Here is an 18,916-nt window from a genome sequence, read left to right as displayed (position 1 = left end):
TGTGAAAATAAGAAAAAGGACAAAGGACATATGATATACTAAATACAAATAATTGGAAGGTGTGGTACCATATGAAAAACGCTAATATAACAGAGGTTATCGGACGCTAATACGGGCAGTTTTGTTGAATGCCCGACAGATCGCAACATATAGGAGGAGCATTCTTGTTAAATAATACTGGATTTAATTTATGGGCAAACAGCTATGATCAGACGGTAGAGGTGAGTGAAGAAAGTAATCTGTACCCTTTTGCCGGCTATAAAGAGATACTTAATCAGATTTTTAATCTTGTCATGCAAAAGAAAAATGCCGAAGTACTGGATATCGGCTTTGGTACAGCTGTCCTAACCACTAAACTCTATGAAAACGGACACCGGATTGACGGGCTGGATTTCTCATCTGAGATGATCTCGATCGCGCAGGAGAAGATGCCTGCAGCGAACCTGCTGGAGTGGGATATTTCAAATGGTCTGCCGGCTGCGCTCGAGGAGAAAAAATACGATTTTATCGTCAGCACATATACGCTGCATCATCTGAATGATGACGAAAAAGTCACTTTTATCCGGGAACTGTTATCCCACTTAAAAGCAGGCGGTCAGCTGCTGGTTGGTGACATTGCTTTCGGGACAAGAGAGCAGCTGGATGCATGTCGTGCAGATCATCTTGAGCATTGGGATGAAGATGAATTTTATTTTGTGGCTGATGAGCTGAAAGATGCATTGCAGGAAATTTGTGAATATGAGTTTCATAAAGTGTCTCATTGCGGTGGTGTAATGACTTTATCGCATAAATAAGGTTGCAGGCAACTCCGGATCATAACGGAGTTGCCTTTTTAATGCCCCTTCAAAAATTTCCCGAACTCCCCTGAAACTTTTCCATACACACGCTACTCTAACCAGTGAAAGGAGGCGGCGGCTTGGATAAACAGAATGCAGCATTAGTTAAAAAAGCGATTAAAGGTAATCAAAAGGCATTTGAAAAGCTCGTAAAGCAGGAAAGTGAAAAGCTTTATAAAACAGCTTTTCTTTACGTAAGGAATAAAGAGGATGCGCTCGATGTCGTGCAGGATACGGTGTGTAAGGCGCTGGTGTCTGTGCATCAGGTGAAGCAGCCAGAGTTTTTCAGCACATGGCTGACCAGGATTCTGATCCGGACTGCGTATGATGTGCTGCGCAGGAAAAATCAGCTGATCATAGACGATGAGCTGGCTGACGCGCTGCCCGCTGAACAAGGACCGGATATTGAAGGCAGGCTCGATGTGAAAGAGGCGATTGCAGCGCTCAGAGCGGATTATCAGTCAGTTATTATTCTATTTTACTATCATGATTATCCGATTCAGCAGATCAGCCGGACACTGGAGATACCGGAGAATACGGTAAAAACGCAGCTGCGCCGGGCAAAACTGGAGCTGAAAAAGATACTGGAGGGGATAGAGCATGTTGAACAAAGAGCGTATTGAAAGAGAAATCGAAGAGATTGAATTTCCAAAGGAAGATGTGTTCAATGCGATTGACCGCGGGATTAGCCGGGGAAAGAAGCGTACATACCAGTCACGGATGAAGAAAGCAGGCGTTTTTTCATCTGCTGCAGCGGCCGCCTTCCTGGCGTCGGGCCTGCTTTTCGCACCGGTCAGCAACGTGCTTGCAGCTGTACCGGTGATCGGCGGAATTTATGAAAAATATAGCATGCAGATTGGACAGGAATTATTCAGCAGCGGACTGATTACGGGACTGGATGAAACGGCTGAGGAAAAAGGTGTAGCGGTAAAAATCACAAGTGCGTACTATGACGGCAACGTAATCGGAATCTCGTTTTTGGCTGAAGGTGGAAATCCTGAAACTGACGAAGAAGGTCCTGAAGCAGGCTACAATATTCATTTATTTGACGGAAAAGATCAGTCCCAGTGGTCAGCCAGTATGGGAGAGCTCAAAGAAACTGACGAAGGGTATGCAGGTGCTGTGGAATTTTATAGCCCGAACGCTGAACTGCCGGAGAACTTTACACTGCCGCTTACCTTTAACTATGTAAATGGTGTTCATGGAAGCTGGAAGTTTGATGTACCGGTTGAAAAGATCCCTGCTGAAACCTTTGCTTTAACAGGAGAAAGTACTTTCGATGATTATAAATTGAAAATGAACAGCATGACGAAAGGCGCTGCGACTACCCTGCTTTATTATACTGTGGAACTTCCTCTTAAAGGAAAGGGTGATACAGTCGAACTCACTGTATTTGATAATGATGGTGAGCGTCTATCGAAAAGAAATGCAGATATTCTGTCCACTGAAATACAGGACGGAAAAGTGATAAAAGAGGTGCGCGAGCTTTTAAGCAGTAAAATCGATGAAAATATTGCGCACTTAACTGTTAAGCCTGAGATCAGAATGCGGGATGACCATGCACTACACTCGTTGAATACCAATTCTCCATTTACCGTTGAAAGTGAGCGCTTTGACTATCAGATTCAGGTGAATGAAGTTCAGCAGGATGGAAATGAAATCTCGGTGGACTTTGACATATCAGGAATTGAGGATGGCGCGTTCAGAGATGATATCCTTCAGAATTTTGCAGACTTTGTTACACTGATGCCTTCTGATCAGGTAAAAAGAGATGATAACAATGAGCTGATGATGAATGAGATGATTGAACATTGGGTGTTATCTGATCAGGCTGTGAGAATAGGTGATGATTTGAGATTCAAGTCTACATTTCAGGTTGAGGGGAACGCAAATAATTATGATGTGATGGTGCCGTTTGACTCGTTCAGCGGGAATAGCCTTGTTGAGATGGAGGCGTTTGAGGCTTCAATCAGCAGCGTTAATCAATAAGGAGTATCAGGGACTTTTAAGGAGAATTAAATTACCTTCTTAGATCTAACAAATAGTCCGGCGAGCTACTTAATCGTCAGCCGGACTATTTAACTTGATTAGCAAATAGTTCGAAAACTAGCACCTGGCTAAATTCTCTGTTTCAACTAATTCATATGCTTCTTTATCAACAATTAATGTAACGTCAGGATGATCAAAAAGAGAAGAGGCCGGAAATTGTTCATTCTTTTCTCCATCAAGCAATCTTTTAATGGCTTCAGCCTTCTGTTGGCCTGAGGCCATTAAAATAATTTTTTTGCTTTTTAAAATGGAACTGATCCCCATTGTAATCGCATGTGTGGGAACTTCATCAATTGATCTGAAAAATCGTGCATTAGCCTGACGTGTGGAGTGTGCTAATTTGACAATGTGTGTGTAGCTTGAAAAAGAGCTGCCCGGTTCATTAAAGCCGATATGTCCATTAGCCCCAATCCCCAGGATTTGAATATCCGGAGGTCCAACCTGATCAATTTTAGTCTCGTATTCAATGCATGCCTGTTCAAGGTTAGGATGCACCCCATTTGGCAGGTATGTATGATTTTGATTAATGTTAATCTGATTAAAAAAATGATGATTCATAAAATAACGATAGCTTTGCTGATGCTCTGGAGACAGCCCTATGTACTCATCTAAATTCAGGGAGGATACATATTTAAAAGTAACGAGGTTGTTCTGACACCGTTGAATAAGCTCTTGGTAGCAGCCGAGGGGGGAACTTCCTGTTGCTAACCCAAGAACGCTGTCCTGTTTGGCGTTGATCTGAGCCATAATTAAATCAGCACCACATTTACTTAATTCATCATAATCTTTTGTGAGCATTAATTTCATAGCTTCTCACCCCTCATGATACCTTTACAAGCCGTTTTTTGAACGCAATCATTTTCATCAAGCAGGACAAAATCTGCATCCTTCCCCTCAGTAATCGAACCTTTGTGATCAAATATACCGAGTGTCCGGGCAGCATTCGCTGAAGTCAGCGCAATCATTTCACTGTCTTTTAATCCAAGCAGTTTTTTCACATGGCGGAATGCCTGATCCATTGTTAATACACTCCCTGCCAGTGTCCCATCTGCCAATCTGGCTTCCATTCCTTTGACGGTCACTTTTTGTCCACCAAGTTCATATACGCCATCCTTCAAACCTTTTGCCCTCATAGCATCAGTAATCAGAATGACATGATCAATTCCTTTTGATCTTATTGCCAGTTGAACCGCTGATTGATGACTATGAATAAAATCCGCAATTAATTCTGCATGTAATTGTTGATTGGTAAGAGCGATTCCAACCATACCAGGTTCCCGGTGCTGAAAAGAGCTCATCTGATTATAGAGATGAGTAACATGGGAAGCACCCGCTTCAATCGCCTTTAATACGACTTCTTCTGATGCATTAGAATGACCAAGGGAGACAATGATATTTCGTGTCTGCAACTCTTTAACAAAACTAAGACCTTCGTCAGTCTCTGGAGCCAGTGTGACAACACGAATTAAATCATTTGAGGCTTCACACCATTTGTTAAACAGCTCAACAGATGGTGGAATAATAAACTCTAAAGGCTGCGCTCCGGCTTTTTCTGTTGAGATGAATGGCCCTTCCAGATGGATTCCGAGAAGCTCTGACTGCCCCTGGGCTTTTTGTTGCTGATAATATTGCGCCGCATTCAAAACAGCTGCATTTACAGCTTCAGGGCGCTGAGTCATAGTAGTTGCCAGAAAGCTTGTTGTTCCCTCAGAAGGAAGTGTGTCCGCTATCTTCAGCAGCGCTTCAGGCGTTGAATCCATTACATCAGCACCCCCCGCTCCATGTATATGAATATCAATAAAGCCAGGCAAGATCCTCCATTTTTCAGAGACTTTCATTCGTGGAATATCCGGCTCTGAGAGGTTTGACGAAATGCTTTTAAACTTCCCATTTTGAACCCACACATCAGCAATGGTCTGATCACCATTTTCAAATGGGATCCTGATTTGTTCTAAAATATACTGATCCACCTAACCACCCTTTCAAACACAAACATTTGACAGCAGGTATCTATGCACAGCATTGATTGAACCAACGACTGTCGCCTTAGACGTGCGCTATAATCAACTCCGACTCACCCTTGAATTCCAGTTCACCTATTCCGCACGGTAATAAAAAGTGATCACCTTTATTGAATTCATAGCATGCACCGGCAGTTGTAACTGATCCAAAACCTGAAATGACACTGACAAGTTGAAAAGGATAAGGTTGTTCAACAACAAAAGAGCCATTTATCTGCCATTTCTCTACTGTGAAATATTCATTTTCCACGTAATGGATCACTTTTCTGTCTCCACCCACTTCAACTGTCTCTTTCATTTCAGGGATGGAAGCAGGAACAGTTGTCACAGCGATCGATTTTTCTATATGTAACTCTCTCTTATTTCCATTCTGATCCTTACGATCATAATCATACACCCGATATGTGGTATCAGAGTTCTGCTGTGTTTCCAATATGGTTATACCAGCTCCAATGGCATGAATCGTTCCACTCGGCACGAAATAAAAATCGCCCTTTTTAACCGGCACTTTGTGAAGAAGTTTTTCCCACTGAGCATTTTTTATCATAAACTCAAGTTCCTTACGGCTTTTCGCATGATGGCCATAGACAATTTCTGCACCTTCTTCACAGTCAATCACATACCAGCATTCAGTTTTACCAGGCTCTCCTTCATGCTTCTCCGCATATTCATTATCCGGATGAACCTGCACAGACAAATCCTGAGCGGCATCAAGTATCTTGGTTAAGAGCGGAAATCTTTCTCCTGGAAAATCTTCAAAAAGGTGACGTTCATTTTTCCAGAGCTCACCAAGTGTTTTTCCTTTATGTGCACCATTTTTTATTACACTTTGCCCATTCCTGTGAGCGGCAATCCCCCAGCACTCTCCCGTATGATCAAAAGGAAGATCATACCCAAAAGATTTCAGCTGATTACCTCCCCAGATTCTTTCTTTAAATATCGGTTCAAAAAACATCGGATATTCCGTCATCAGCAGAACCCTTTCCCGTAGTTAATTCTTTTTGAGGGTAAGTATCTCTTGCAAGTATCAACGCACCTGTTATACCCGCATGATCTCCCAGCGCAGGACTTACAATATATTCAGAGAGGTTCGGCAAAGAGATATAATCATTCAAAAGCTCTTTCAAGTGTATATAGACAGAAGAAAACAATTGTTTCTGATTCATTACGCCGCCACCAAGAATAATTTTCTTCGGCGAGAGAATTAAGATATACTGCATCAATGCCTGAGCGAGATAATAACCTTCCAGTTCCCAGACCTCTGCCTTTTCTTTCAGTTCTTCAGCTTTTTCGCCCCAGCGAGCTTCAATTGCCGGTCCGGATGCCATTCCTTCAAGACAGTCATGATGATATGGACATATACCTTTAAAGCCATCCTGTGAATGACGCCGCAACAAAATGTGACCCATCTCAGGATGAGAGAGACCCTGAAGCAATTTTCCACTTACTACTGCACCTGCACCAATACCGGTACCAACTGTAATATATAAGCAGCTGTCGATCCCTTTTGCTGCTCCGGATACAGCCTCACCAAGCGCTGCTGCATTCACGTCTGTAGTGAACCTTACCGGAACCCGGAGTTCATCTTGTAACACTTTAACAAGCGGATAATTTCTCCAGGCGGTCTTTGGCGTTGAAGTAATATGACCGAATAAAGGGCTTTCAAAATTCAAATCGATCGGACCAAATGAACCGACTCCGAGTGCCTTTATAGGATACTGCCGAAAGAATGCGATGACCTGCGGCATAGTTTCCACAGGGTCCGCAGTTGGCAGCTGTATCCGCTTCATAACAGTTCCTTTTTCATCTCCAACAGCACATACAAACTTAGTTCCACCTGCTTCAATTCCACCGAACATGAAAGCTCCCCCAATCCACTAGATGTTTATTTCTATCCATCATATTTTTTTAAGTTCAGCCACAAATCTTTCTGTAATTTGCTGCGGCCTTGTAATCGCTCCACCCACCACAACAGAATGTGCTCCGCAATTAAGCGCTTGCATAGACATTTCAGGTGTTATAATATTACCTTCTGCAATGACCGGAATGTTCACAGCATTAACCACTTCTTTTAAAAACTGAAAATCATCATGGTACAGCTTTTTCCCCGCGGTATTTTTTGTGTATCCGTGAAGCGTTGTTCCAACACAATCAAACCCCAGCTCTTCTGCATGTATGCACTCTTCCAGCGTTGCACAATCTGCCATCCATTGTTGCTCTGGAAAACGGGATTTTACCTCTTTTATAAAATTCTCTAATGACTGATGATTCGGTCTCACCCTCATCGTCGCATCTGTTGCGATCAGGTCTACCCCAGCTTCTATCAGCGCCTCCACTTCCTTTAAAGTAGGAGTAATATAGACATCTGAGTCAGGATAAACCGCTTTAATAATACCGATAATCGGAAGATTCACTTGTGCCTTTATCGCTTTAATATCTTCAACTCCGTTTGCACGGATTGCAACTGCACCGCCTCTTCTCGCTGCTTCTGCCATTTTTTTCATCGTATCTGAACCATACAAAGGTTCATCTTCCAGTGCCTGACATGATACAACCAGACCTTTTTTTATGATTTCAAGCATTTTCACACCTCACATTAATAGATAATCCGCATTCAAACATCCGATTCCACGGGCTGAAGCTTTTTAATTCAATTAATTCAACATCTTTGAAGCTATTATGTAACATGCTGTGGAATCTCTTCGTCAGGCGTTGATCCCGTTCCGCATTCACCAGTTCTGCCAGATCCTTTAATTCAAAATATGTTAACCCGTTTTCAGGAAGATAATCTGCCGTCATTTCCATTCGTACTTCCGCCTGATAGAAATAATCGTCCAGTAAATGATAAATCAGATTTTCCTTCAAAACTCCGGATACAGCATGAAGGCCAATAGCTCCCTGACAGATTGTAGTCCCTAAAGTATTACAATTTGTATTCCAGCCTTTGTATGATAAAAGCTGGTCAAGCACTTTTTCCTCATCCAGCAGTGTAATTAATTCCCGGTCACCACCATTTGCATATGCAGCATCCGCGAGTATGACCTTTTTTCCGTTTTGAATGTTATATTTAATCTGATCAGTAAAAGTGAGCATATTTCTGAAGCTCGTATAAGTAATATCTCTTTTATCCTGCTCCCACGATTCCTGCATGATTTTCCCGGGAGTGTTATATGCTAAAATCAGGTCCGCTTCATCAGCATTCGCGGTAAGCTGACATCCGGCAGCCATCACATGCGCTTTCAGACTCTCAGCAAATGGACGATCCTCATACATCGGGATCAATTGCGGTCCGAGTGTACTGCTCCAAATAGGATAGATTTTGGGGGATTGATTGTGAAAGTGGTTATACGCCCGTGCAAGCAGCGTCGCTCCTACTTCATCGGCTCCCGGATACATCTGGACCTGATAATAAAGGCGAAGCTGTTCTCTTCTGCTGACAACTGCTTTCTGATCCATAGCGGTATAACCGTACTCTGCACTGTCATCCTGTGGAACAGCCAGAAAATCAAATACACCCTCACGTACAAGGTCCAGTATCTGTACATTTATATTTGAATTAAATGCACGTCTCTGTTCATAATCCTCAATGTATGCTGCAGGAAGCTTTAAAATAATTTCCTCTAATTGCTTCTCTTCAGATGCAGTAAGTGTTTCACGGCTTTTCTTGTCTATTAAATATGCCCGCAGAAAAAGCTCTCTTCCCCAGTCTTCATAGTATTCAGGCTCTTCATCGCTGGAGCTGTATTTAGGCGTACGCATGATCAGATTAGATGCATAAATCTTTAATTGAGGAAAGTCTCTGCGTAATGACCGAAAACGCTCAAGCCACGTCTCTGCGTCTTCCTGTTTTAAATAATGAAGGCGCGATGGAAGGAGACCGCCATAGATTAATAAATCCACACTCAATAATAGTGCATCCGCCTGATGGACTTCGGCTGTCAGCCACTTCCAAAGCTCTTCTGTATCAGCAGGAATTCGCTTATTTCCTAAAAGGCTATATTCAGGGGTTGTTAATTCTATATCCCGGGATGATCCCGCAATCATCTCAATATATGTAAGATTACATGGACGTTCATCTATTGGGAGGTAAACGATTTTCATGTAAGGTCCCTCTCTTTAATCAAAATTTTTCTTTGATACGGTTCTGCTCTATCATTGCAGCTACAAATGCTAACTTTTCTTCCTCATGAACTGCCGGCACTTCATGCCCGTAATGCGGATATGTTCTGATTTCTTTTCGCCCACCTAAGTAATTAAACAAAGCGAAGCCGCTTTGTGGAGGACATACCGGGTCCTCGAGACCGATAGACATGAATACAGGACAAGTAACTTTTTCTGCAAGATTAAGACAATCCACATAGCTTAAAGTACTGTAGACACTTTTTCCTGATTCATAAGCGGGATCATGCACTTTGAAATAGTGAGCCAGTTCAGTGTAAGGACCTTCCGTAGCTGCTCTGACAGAATGTTCAAACTGAGTCAGAAACGGAATATCACATAGAGCAAATAAAATATCGTCCCTGAGTGCGGCAGTCGCAATTGCCAGTCCGCCCCCCTGGCTTCCTCCCTCAACGAATACTTTTTTTCCTCCGCTTAACTGAACTGCAACATCTGCGCTCCTGAAGCAATCCATGTATACAAAGCTGTAGTAGTAGTGATCAGGTTCAGATAACCCCATAGACATCCACCCGGCCGCATGTCCGTGTTCATAATGATTCATATCCGGCGACAAATGATTCTGCCCTCTGACTTCCACCATTAAAGCCGGAATACCCTGAACAGCATATTTAAAAGCATAGTTAGGCTGAAGAGTATTCCAGTTATACCCATGAAAGATCAATGCGACCGGTGCGTCATTTTTTACATTTTCAGGGCAAACATAAGCTGCATGTATTCTTGAATTACGAAAACCGTCAAAATACACGTCATAGACTTTAATGCCTTCAACCGGATAGCTTCTTTCTTTAGTCGTTACATTCAGCCGATATTGTTCATTTTCCTTGACTCTTTCACGCCAAAAGCGATCAAAATCATCTTCTTTCGTCAATAACGGCTGATAAGATCTTAATTCTTCAAATGAGAAACCAGGTATTTGCACGCGTGATCACCTCACTGATCAGACAATTACTTTTTTTGTTTTTGGTTTTCTATCCTGAAGTTCCTTCAGTATGATATCAACAAGAAAGTACATAGATACTTCTCCAATCGAACTGCTGACACCGTCTATTTCTTCAGTTGTCGGGATCATTAACTGGAGGTCGGAAACGCTCGCCATCGGAGAATCCTGCTGGCTGGTGACACCAATTGTCAGACACCCTGACTGATTTCCACTTTCTAATATCTGAATAATTTCACGGTCGAATCCATTCGCACTAAAACCGAGCATGACTGTTTCCGGCGTGCAGGCGTAAGTGGACATCTCCATTTGATAAGGTGTAGAGAAGGAATCAGCCTTTATACCGAGCTTTAACAATTTATACTTTAACTGGTCTGCAACGAAGGACATCTCGTTTCCACCATAGAGAAAAACCTGATCTGCATTCTTCATCAACTGTTTCATCTTTTGAAGATCTTCAGTCTGATGTAGTGAGTTGAACTTGTTCATCATCGCCATATAAGCTTCTCTTACTTCTGAAATACTTGATGTTTCAGCATGTTCATAGATTCTTGTGCTGACAGAGGCCTCTTTTGCAAGCAGGCGTAATTTATTGTAGGAACCAAACTCCAGCTTTTGACAGAATCGTGTAATCGTTGCCTCTGAAACGTTAATCTGCCCGGATAATTCAGAGATCGTTTTATTCGGAACCGACTCCAGATTCATCATGATATACTTTGCAATCAGCTGTTCTCTTTTTGTGAGCTTGTGGTGATTGGATTCAATCATGGTTACGATGCTTTTTAGCGGCTGCATCGATTCCTGCAATAAGAAGTTGCGCAGCGCGCCAATCATTCCTGCATTATTAAGATTTTGAGCAATTTTAATTTCTGTTTTGCTTAAAATAGCCGGGATCAGGTCACTTTCAAGATGCTTCATGATCAGCGGATAAAGATAATCTTTTTGTGCTGTAATCCCTCCACCGATGATAATCATCTCCGGATTCATCATGTAAGCAATCGTTGCAATGCCTTTTGACAGGTAATATGCAAGGCGGTCAATTTCCTCTGCGCATACCGCATCCCCATTACGTGCCATTTCAAAAATCTTTTTCCCATCAATTTCGTCTGCCTGAATATCTTTGCGTTTTGCTACGTTATCGATGAGTGTTCTTGTAGAAGCAAGCTCTTCAAACTGCTTACCTTCTATTGGAATATAGCCGATTTCTCCTCCACTGAAGCTGTGTCCTGCATGCAGCTTATTATCGAGAATATAACTCCCGCCAATCCCTGTTCCGATCGTCAGACAGAACAAACTTTTCGCTTCTTTTCCTGTACCAATCCAGGATTCTGCAAGACCCGCACAATTCACATCATTTTCAACTTCAACTGGCAGATTAAAGTGAGATTCGAGTTCCTGCTTGACCGCTACACCCGTGTACTCCGGGATAAGCGGAGAAGCGTACATGATCTTTCCCTGCCTGGAATCTACCTGTCCTGCAGTGCTGATACAAACCCCTGCAATCGTATGTCTTTGCAATAATTCCTGACCAAACGCTTTTACTTTTTCTAAAATCATTTTTCCACCCTGCTCAGCTTCTGTGGGTGTTTCGTACTTCTCCAGCAGGGTGCCATCTTCAGCAAGCACGCCATATTTAATCAACGTACCACCAATATCAAATGCAATATATTTTCTCATCTGCAATCACCTTCATTCCTATGGTTAGGGTCAAAGTCCTCAATAATCAAATGTTCTTTTAACACGTAGCGTGACAATTTCTTTTGGTTGAAAAGAAACACTCACTTCACGCTTTGCCGGATAATGAATAATCGATTCCCCATTAAAATTTACTTTTGTGACTTCTTCAGGATCAAAGCCAAAGTGTAAGGTTGTAACAGCTTCCTCTGAAGAAGGATTGAACATTCTTATATCAAATGAATTCTCATCTTTTTGACGGAACGAAGAGAATACGATCACTTGTGAGGACTGCTTAAATAAATTTCTCTCTTTTTTAAATATATATGATTGCTGTGTTAACACCGGCTGCCTCATCACTTTTGCGTGATTAAGTGACATGTTGTTTTGCCCCAGTATAAGACCATACTCGAATTCATAAGTACCTATACATTGTGCTCCCGGCGTTTCGAAGCCCGGTCCTGCACCATTTCCACGGGTTCTCAAGTCCCTTCTTGATAACCATCCAACACTTCTGATCATTGTCAGGAAAACCATATCAGACTGTTCATGGCGCTCAACTTCAAATTCCTGGAGCCCTCTATGAACAAGCTGATGATCACCCGCAATAACCGTAGAATACGTCGGATATTGATTCATTACCGCCTCTTTATTTTTCGGCATATCATATTCTTTTATTCTCAGCGTTTCTCTTTCCAGCAGGTCGAATGCTGTATCTCCATAGCTGACATGCACATCAGTGCCAGTACCAAATCCAACCCGAAGCTTTTGATCTTTTGCAGTATTCACCACTTTTGTTTTGAACTGAATTAACCTTTTCCCTCTATTTAATGTAACTGTCGTTTCAATATGAGATGTAACTGTTTCATGAGCTGGACCCGTACGATCCTCATTCAGTGAAGCCGGCTGTTCAAGTTCATAATGCAGAATTGCAGATTCGAAGGTCTTACCTTTTTTGATCTTACTTACCTGCATGAGTCTGCCTGTACTCAGGTGATCATTAACCGGTGGAGAATAATTATATGAATCACCTGCATCAAGAGAAGATAGGAAATGATGCTGATTTTTATAGTTGACACCTGTTTCGATATCTTTAATAGATAACCCCTGAGAGCCCCACCGAATCTGATAAAATTCATTTTCAATATGATCTGCTTCTTTCATTTCCAAAGCATATGTTTTCTTAGCTTCACGCTCTATCCGGACTCTCTTTACTTCTACCCCATCAAAATGAAGATTAAATGTGACATCATAGATTACATATTCAGCATAGTGAGGCTCCGCCAGAATGTGATGCAGGAATTCTTCGCGCTGTTCCCGTCTTATCACATCGAACGGAATGTCTTTGTCGTCATGTGACAACCTGATACTGCCCAGATCCATCGGCACCGGAATACGGATACTTGCATTCACCGTATACATCTCTGATACCGGCGTGTTATTTACAAGATATAAGTAAGGATTTTCAACAGTGGAATCTATAAATTCAAATGGATACTCATCGTTAAGGTGATCGTGTGTAAATTGACCGATCGCACTCAGTACTTTTTGTGTTCTGGTTTCCATCTCATCATGGACTTCGTCAACGCTGCATCCGCAAATACTGTCATGAGGCTGGTTTTGGAGAATCAGCTTCCATACGTAATCCATAAATTCAGCTGAATCACTCTCACCATTATTCCAGACATTTAAAGCCTCCATCATACCGATCGCCTGATCTTCACACATTTGATTTTGAACCTTTAAATAAGATCGTGTTGAGTATACACCAGGCAGGATAAATATTTTGGACGGATCTCTCTGCTCTCCTTTAATCACATTCCCAGTATCTTTTTCTTTAAATGCATCCAGATACTGAGACATAAGCGATTGTGTAAATCGAATATGTGGATACTGCCTTTGCATCTCCATGATTCTATCTTTAAGATCACGACTCACAAAAGTATGGTCTGCGCCATTCATGATCAAAGCTTTATTATGTCTGAGATAAGGAGCTTTATCTGACAGATAGGTTTCTGTTTTCTCCATGAAATCTTTATGTTTTAAAAAGGTCTGATAATAACCTTCAAATAACGGCAAAACAAAGGTGAAAACTTTGCTGTTATCTGCACCAACCCAGGTATTTTCGTAACTGTCAGATACTGCTCCCCGAAAGATCAGCGCATGCTGAATATCGTAACCCTTCAGTATTTGCGGCATTTGACTGATATGTCCAAACGTATCCGGCAGATAGCCGATACTGGCTGCTGATCCAAGAGCTTTTGAAGTCTTAATACCAATTTCAAGGTTTTTCAGCATCGCCTCTCCTGAGACCAGAAATTCATCTGCAAGCAAATACCACGGTCCCACTTCAATCTTTTGGTCTTTGATCAGGGAAAGAAAGCGTTCATATTCTTTTTCACTCACAACTTCCCGATAGTCATCCAGCACAATTGTCTGTCCATCGAGGAAAAAGTTTTCGATCTCACCTGCAGATATTAATTCCTGAACATAGCGCAGACCGTTTCTGAGTTTGTAACGAAACTGTTCAAATGACTCATACCACTCCCGATCCCAGTGTGTATGATTCAGAATATGCACTTCTTTAATCTGTTCCATTCTCATTCCTCCACAAGCTGAAGCTGTTGTTTAAGTACCGCACCATCCATCTGATTCAGAGCGGTGTTCATTCTGACAGAATATGCACATGCCATTCCTGCCACCTGGCCCAGATCTCTGACAGTCGGCTGAATTCTGAGAGAAGCCTGCATTAAAAATGTACTTGATATATGTCTGCCGACTACGATCAGATTTTCAGCCTCGTCAGCTACAAGAGACCGGTAAGGAATTTCATAGTATTCACCCTTTGAAAGCTTTGCATGTTCAATATCCTCTTTTGCCACACTATGCACATCTATATACCAGTCACCACGGGCAATCCCGTCATCAAATCGTGCCCGTTTAATATAGTCATGCTCTGTCAGCACATACTTACCAGTAATTCTCCATGATTCCCTGATTCCCAGCTGAGTCGCTTCACGCAGCAGAAATGATTGTTCAAATCCGGGAAGATAGGCGGGCAGAAACTTGGACAGCCTTTGAATCATTTCTCTTCCCCTGGTCACTGCTTTTGAACGCAGTATCGGATCTGTTGTTTGGTAAATGCCCGGTACATGAGGGCAATTAAAGGACATTACAGTTGGTTTGCCAGGCTGTGTAAATGCCTGAAAATATCTCATATCCTCTTCAAGAAGATCCCCATTTTCGACTCCTTTGCGGAATAACGGCTCTAAGACATGCCCCTTGCCGGGAACCATCGCAATTTCAAAAAAATCAGGGTCATCAATTTTGCAGAACGTCTCTCCTTTAGAAAGGACAAATTCCCGAATCTGATCAATATTGATCCCACCCATTTCAAAACGGAAGGAAATCTGCTGATTCTGCCCTTTTGCATCACCCGACGTTACCGGTATTCCTGCTGCCTGTGATAGCGATGCATCTGCAGTACTGTCGATAAAGGTTTTTCCTTTAATCGCAACAAGACCGCTGCAGGTACTTACGATAATGTAATTGATCTGTTGATCATTTTTTATACAATCGATAAATCTCGAATCGTAAAGAATATCTCCTCCACGTTCTGTGATTAACTGTTCAAGTACGTAACTGAGGGATTCAACATTGAACCAGCTGCAGGTAGTTGTACCATCGCTTGTACGAATATTTTCAGCATGGAGTCTTTCAATAATCATTCTGTTAATACGTTGTGTTTCCACGTAGGTAGGCATCATTGGAGAAACTAATGAATTCGTCTGAGTACCGCCAAGTGATATATTTTTTTCAATTACCAGTACTGATAAGGTCTCTTCCAGTGCTGATATAGCTGCCGCCGCACCACCTGTACCTCCTCCAACTACAACACAATCTACGTCATATAAGACCGGTATGTCCCGACCGTTATAAATGATTGTTTCCAAAAGAACGCCTCCTCAAGTTAACCCTTTACTGCACCATCTGTGGCACCCGAGATAAAGTATCTCTGCAGCCAGATAAAAATCACAAGGGTAGGGATTGTTGTTAAAATGGATGCCGCACTGATCAGCTTCAGGTTAGATCCATCGAAGTTCTGTGAAAGCTGCGCAAGACCGATTGATAATGTGTATCTGCTGCTATCGGTTGAGTTAATGAGTGGCCATAAATAATCTCCCCATGTCCCCATAAATGTAAAAATAGCTAAAGTGACAAGCGTTGGCTTGACAAGGGGAAGTGCAACCAGATACCACACTTTAAATTTATTTGCGCCATCGAGGTATGCAGATTCTTCAAGCTCTTTCGGGACACGCAGATACGCCTGACGTAACAGGAATATGCCAAAGGCAGTGGATACCTGCATGACGATCAATCCTACGTGAGTATTTCTGAGCCCGAGTTCTCCTGACAACTGAAAAAGTGGCGCCATGTATAATTGGAACGGAACCATCATTGTTGAGATAATCAGGGCAAGAACCACACTTCTTCCCTTGAAGTTCATTCTGGCAAGCGGATATGCAGCCAGACTGCAAAACAGTAGATTTAACGGAATAGCCAGTGCAGTGACAATCGTTGTATTTAGAAAGTACAAAGAAAAATTAGCTTTATCAAAAGCTGATACGAAATTTTCAAATGTTGGATTTTCAGGAAGCATCGCTCCATATATTCCTTCAGTAGGAGATTTCATAGCAATAAATAAAGTGATTAAAAAAGGTCCCACTGTCAGGCATGTAATAAAGATCATCAGGGCATACAGCCAAAGTTTTTGAGTGAATTGTTTTGGTTTCAAATCTGTTTTCCCCTTTCTCTTACGCCCTTAAGTCGTCTTCACGTTTACTCGTCAGCTTCATCTGAAGCAATGATGCGCCGATCGCCAACACAAGCAGAACAAGTCCTGCTGCTGAAGCAATACTGACATCGAGGCTGTTAAATTTCTCATAAATATACATAACAAGAGTCGTTGTAGCGCCGGCAGGTCCTCCACCTGTCGTTAAAGCAATCTCCTCAAACACTTTCATCCCTGCAATAATCGTCATAACAGAAACCAGTGTGATAGAAGGTGTCAGCATAGGTACTGTAATCTTCGTGAACTTTTGCCACACAGATGCACCATCAATTTCTGCTGATTCATAGACATCTTTAGGGATCGATTGAAGTCCAGCCAGATAAATGATCATGTAATACCCGAGCCCTTTCCAGACAGTGATCGCCGAAACTGCTACTAACGCTGTTGAAGATTGGACAAGAAGATTTGTCGGTGAATCAAAAATACCAAGGAATAATAGTATTTCAGCAATGATACCGTTTTGAGAATAAAGCATCTTCCACATTAATGCTGCTACTACCATCGGCGTAATAACCGGCAGATAGTAGAGAATACGAAACGTTTCTACTCCTCTGATTTTCTGATTAACTAATGCCGCTAATATCATTGGCAGGAAAACATTCAATGGAAGTACAATGACTAAAAATAAGATTGTATTAATCAGCGCGTTCCAGAAATACTTATCTGCGAAGATCTCCTGAAAATTTGCAAGCCCTACAAACTCGCCTGTACCTGCAATAATTTTATAATCCAGGAAACTCCATCTGAATGCCTCCAGAATGGGATAGCCCAGGAACAGCCCCAATATCACAATAGATGGAAGTAAAAACATCCACGGTGTTAAAAACGCACCACTCCATTTTCGCTGCCTGCGTGCAGATTTTACACTAATGTTTTTCATTACTATAGGCTCTCTATTCATCATGAGCCCCCCTTTTAAGAAGTAGAGACTAGCTTAGATAAGCTAGTCTCCTGTGGTTTTAAACAAAATTTAGAAAGTTACTTTTTCACCTGATTTTTCAAAGGCCGCGTTCCACTCTTCTTCAAGCTGTTTTACCGCTTCTTCAGGTGATAGTGACCCCTGAAGGTTTTCTGTGAAAATGTTTTTCGTTGCTAGGCGCAGATCCGCACTGTTTTCAGTTGGCGGGATTAATACTTCCGCACGACCAAGTGATTTAGATGCTTCAAGCATTCCCATTGCTTTTGGTGAATCCCCTGGATTTGCAAAATAATCATCTTCTAATGACTCAGTTGTTGAAGGCAAGACTGTACCTGCAGTTTTTGCAAATTCAAGCTGATTTTCAGCATTTGTTACAAATTCAGCCAGCGCTACAGCAGCCTCTTTGTTTTGAGTTTTAGCTGGTACAGCAAAGTTCATGACTGCCACATTCACAGGAGCATCAGCATCATTTAATGGCTGGCCTGCTTTTGAAGCAGAGAATACGTCAGGTGCACCGGATTCGATCGGACCAAGGAATGTTACACCACCCTCAAGAAGTGAGATGTTTCCAGCCATGTACAGTTCCTGACCAGTCTGAATTGAGCCTTCTGCAGTCTCCTGTGGAATAATACCTTCTTCATACATTTTCTGAGTTAGTTCAAAGAATTCCACAATGTTTTCATTTCCAGATAAATTCGCTACACCGTCTTCTACAATTGGTTCTCCGTTAGAGAGGGAAACCAGCTTTTCCATGATTGCATTTCCATCATTGATAACCGGATAGTATGAAGGATTCCCAGTTGCGTCCGTTACTTTTTTAGCTGTGTCATAGATGCCCTGCGTAGTCGTTGGTAATTCAGATACGCCGGCTTCTTCAAAATGGTCGCCGTTATACCATGAAACAGTTGTTGTCAGATACCACGGCAGTGCATATAAGCCGTCTTCGTACTTTCCTGATTCAAAAGGACCTTCTACATAAGCACCCTTTGCTTCATCACTCAGTTCATCAGTAAGATCAAGTAGTCCGCCCTGTGCTGCAATGTTAGACATATAGTGAGGGTTAAGGTTAACCAGATCCGGTACATCTCCACCAGTCAGCGATGTTAGTACTTTTTGTTCCATTTCATTTTGTGGAATATCCTGAATTACTACATCCAGATCAGGATGCATTTCTTCAAAATCTGCTTCGAGGTCCTTGAAGTATGTATCAAACGGCTCTCCCGCAAGAGAGGCTGTCCACATCGTCACTGTTCCCGAAAGACCTTCACTACTGCCGCCTTCCTGACTGTCATCTGACCCGTTTGCCCCGTCACTGTTACATGCTGCCATGCTTAATGAAAGTGCCGTGATAAGTGAACCCGCAAAAATTCTTTTCACTGTCTTCTCCATCTGTATTTCCCCCTTTGTAATCACTAAGAAAGCGTTTTCTTGTTTTTATTATATGATGCC

16 protein-coding genes are annotated in these 18,916 nt (G+C 42.1%); 3 read left to right on the top strand and 13 right to left on the bottom strand.

Annotation, left to right across the window (positions count from 1 at the left end; all coding sequences use genetic code 11):
- The first annotated feature begins 164 nt into the window (after positions 1-164).
- The 3 genes from UFB30_RS00615 to UFB30_RS00605 all read left to right on the top strand — a co-directional run bounded on the left by UFB30_RS00615 (position 165) and on the right by UFB30_RS00605 (position 2,825).
- Positions 165-794, top strand: a complete 630-nt coding sequence (locus UFB30_RS00615) for a class I SAM-dependent methyltransferase (protein WP_322419735.1) — start codon at positions 165-167, stop codon at positions 792-794.
- A gap of 122 nt (positions 795-916) precedes the next feature.
- Positions 917-1,459 carry a sigma-70 family RNA polymerase sigma factor gene (locus UFB30_RS00610; RefSeq protein WP_322419734.1) on the top strand — a complete coding sequence of 181 codons (543 nt, stop codon included), beginning with the start codon at positions 917-919 and terminating at the stop codon, positions 1,457-1,459.
- Positions 1,437-2,825 carry a DUF4179 domain-containing protein gene (locus tag UFB30_RS00605; RefSeq protein WP_322419733.1) on the top strand — a complete coding sequence of 463 codons (1,389 nt, stop codon included), beginning with the start codon at positions 1,437-1,439 and terminating at the stop codon, positions 2,823-2,825. Before UFB30_RS00610 ends, UFB30_RS00605 begins: the two co-directional genes overlap by 23 nt.
- A gap of 117 nt (positions 2,826-2,942) precedes the next feature.
- Here UFB30_RS00605 and nagB read toward each other — a convergent pair whose 3' ends face one another.
- The 13 genes from nagB to UFB30_RS00540 form a co-directional block, all read right to left on the bottom strand.
- Complete coding sequence (gene nagB, locus UFB30_RS00600) at positions 2,943-3,692, bottom strand: glucosamine-6-phosphate deaminase (protein ID WP_322419732.1); 750 nt, start codon at positions 3,690-3,692, stop codon at positions 2,943-2,945.
- Complete coding sequence (gene nagA, locus UFB30_RS00595; protein ID WP_322419731.1) at positions 3,689-4,855, bottom strand: N-acetylglucosamine-6-phosphate deacetylase; 1,167 nt, start codon at positions 4,853-4,855, stop codon at positions 3,689-3,691. The genes nagB and nagA overlap by 4 nt, the downstream gene beginning before the upstream one ends.
- 76 nt (positions 4,856-4,931) lie before the next feature.
- Entirely contained in the window at positions 4,932-5,876 is a 945-nt protein-coding gene (gene manA, locus UFB30_RS00590) for a mannose-6-phosphate isomerase, class I (protein ID WP_322419730.1), read from the bottom strand.
- Complete coding sequence (locus UFB30_RS00585; protein WP_322419729.1) at positions 5,851-6,765, bottom strand: ROK family protein; 915 nt, start codon at positions 6,763-6,765, stop codon at positions 5,851-5,853. Before UFB30_RS00585 ends, manA begins: the two co-directional genes overlap by 26 nt.
- A gap of 39 nt (positions 6,766-6,804) precedes the next feature.
- Positions 6,805-7,488 (bottom strand): N-acetylmannosamine-6-phosphate 2-epimerase, encoded by a 684-nt coding sequence (locus tag UFB30_RS00580; protein WP_322419728.1) that lies wholly within the window; start codon positions 7,486-7,488, stop codon positions 6,805-6,807.
- A complete protein-coding gene (locus UFB30_RS00575; RefSeq protein WP_322419727.1) occupies positions 7,481-9,007 on the bottom strand; it encodes a DUF4127 family protein in 1,527 nt (508 codons plus the stop codon). The genes UFB30_RS00580 and UFB30_RS00575 overlap by 8 nt, the downstream gene beginning before the upstream one ends.
- Before the next feature lie 19 nt (positions 9,008-9,026).
- A complete protein-coding gene (locus UFB30_RS00570; RefSeq protein WP_322419726.1) occupies positions 9,027-10,004 on the bottom strand; it encodes an acetylxylan esterase in 978 nt (325 codons plus the stop codon).
- A gap of 18 nt (positions 10,005-10,022) precedes the next feature.
- Positions 10,023-11,699, bottom strand: a complete 1,677-nt coding sequence (locus UFB30_RS00565; protein WP_322419725.1) for an ROK family protein — start codon at positions 11,697-11,699, stop codon at positions 10,023-10,025.
- 39 nt (positions 11,700-11,738) lie between these two features.
- Entirely contained in the window at positions 11,739-14,294 is a 2,556-nt protein-coding gene (locus UFB30_RS00560) for a glycoside hydrolase family 38 N-terminal domain-containing protein (protein WP_322419724.1), read from the bottom strand.
- Between the two features lie 2 nt (positions 14,295-14,296).
- Positions 14,297-15,649, bottom strand: a complete 1,353-nt coding sequence (locus UFB30_RS00555) for an FAD-dependent oxidoreductase (RefSeq protein ID WP_322419723.1) — start codon at positions 15,647-15,649, stop codon at positions 14,297-14,299.
- 17 nt (positions 15,650-15,666) lie between these two features.
- On the bottom strand, positions 15,667-16,491 hold the full coding sequence (locus UFB30_RS00550; protein ID WP_322419722.1) for a carbohydrate ABC transporter permease: 825 nt from the start codon (positions 16,489-16,491) through the stop codon (positions 15,667-15,669).
- Between the two features lie 19 nt (positions 16,492-16,510).
- Entirely contained in the window at positions 16,511-17,449 is a 939-nt protein-coding gene (locus tag UFB30_RS00545) for a carbohydrate ABC transporter permease (RefSeq protein WP_322419721.1), read from the bottom strand.
- Positions 17,450-17,518: 69 nt separating this feature from the next.
- Positions 17,519-18,856 (bottom strand): ABC transporter substrate-binding protein, encoded by a 1,338-nt coding sequence (locus UFB30_RS00540; RefSeq protein ID WP_322419720.1) that lies wholly within the window; start codon positions 18,854-18,856, stop codon positions 17,519-17,521.
- Positions 18,857-18,916 lie beyond the last annotated feature (60 nt).

This window comes from Jeotgalibacillus haloalkalitolerans, assembly GCF_034427455.1.
GTDB lineage: Bacteria > Bacillota > Bacilli > Bacillales > Jeotgalibacillaceae > Jeotgalibacillus > Jeotgalibacillus haloalkalitolerans.
The sequence above is the reverse complement of the archived record's forward strand: the minus strand, read 5'-3'. Positions and strand labels throughout refer to the sequence as shown.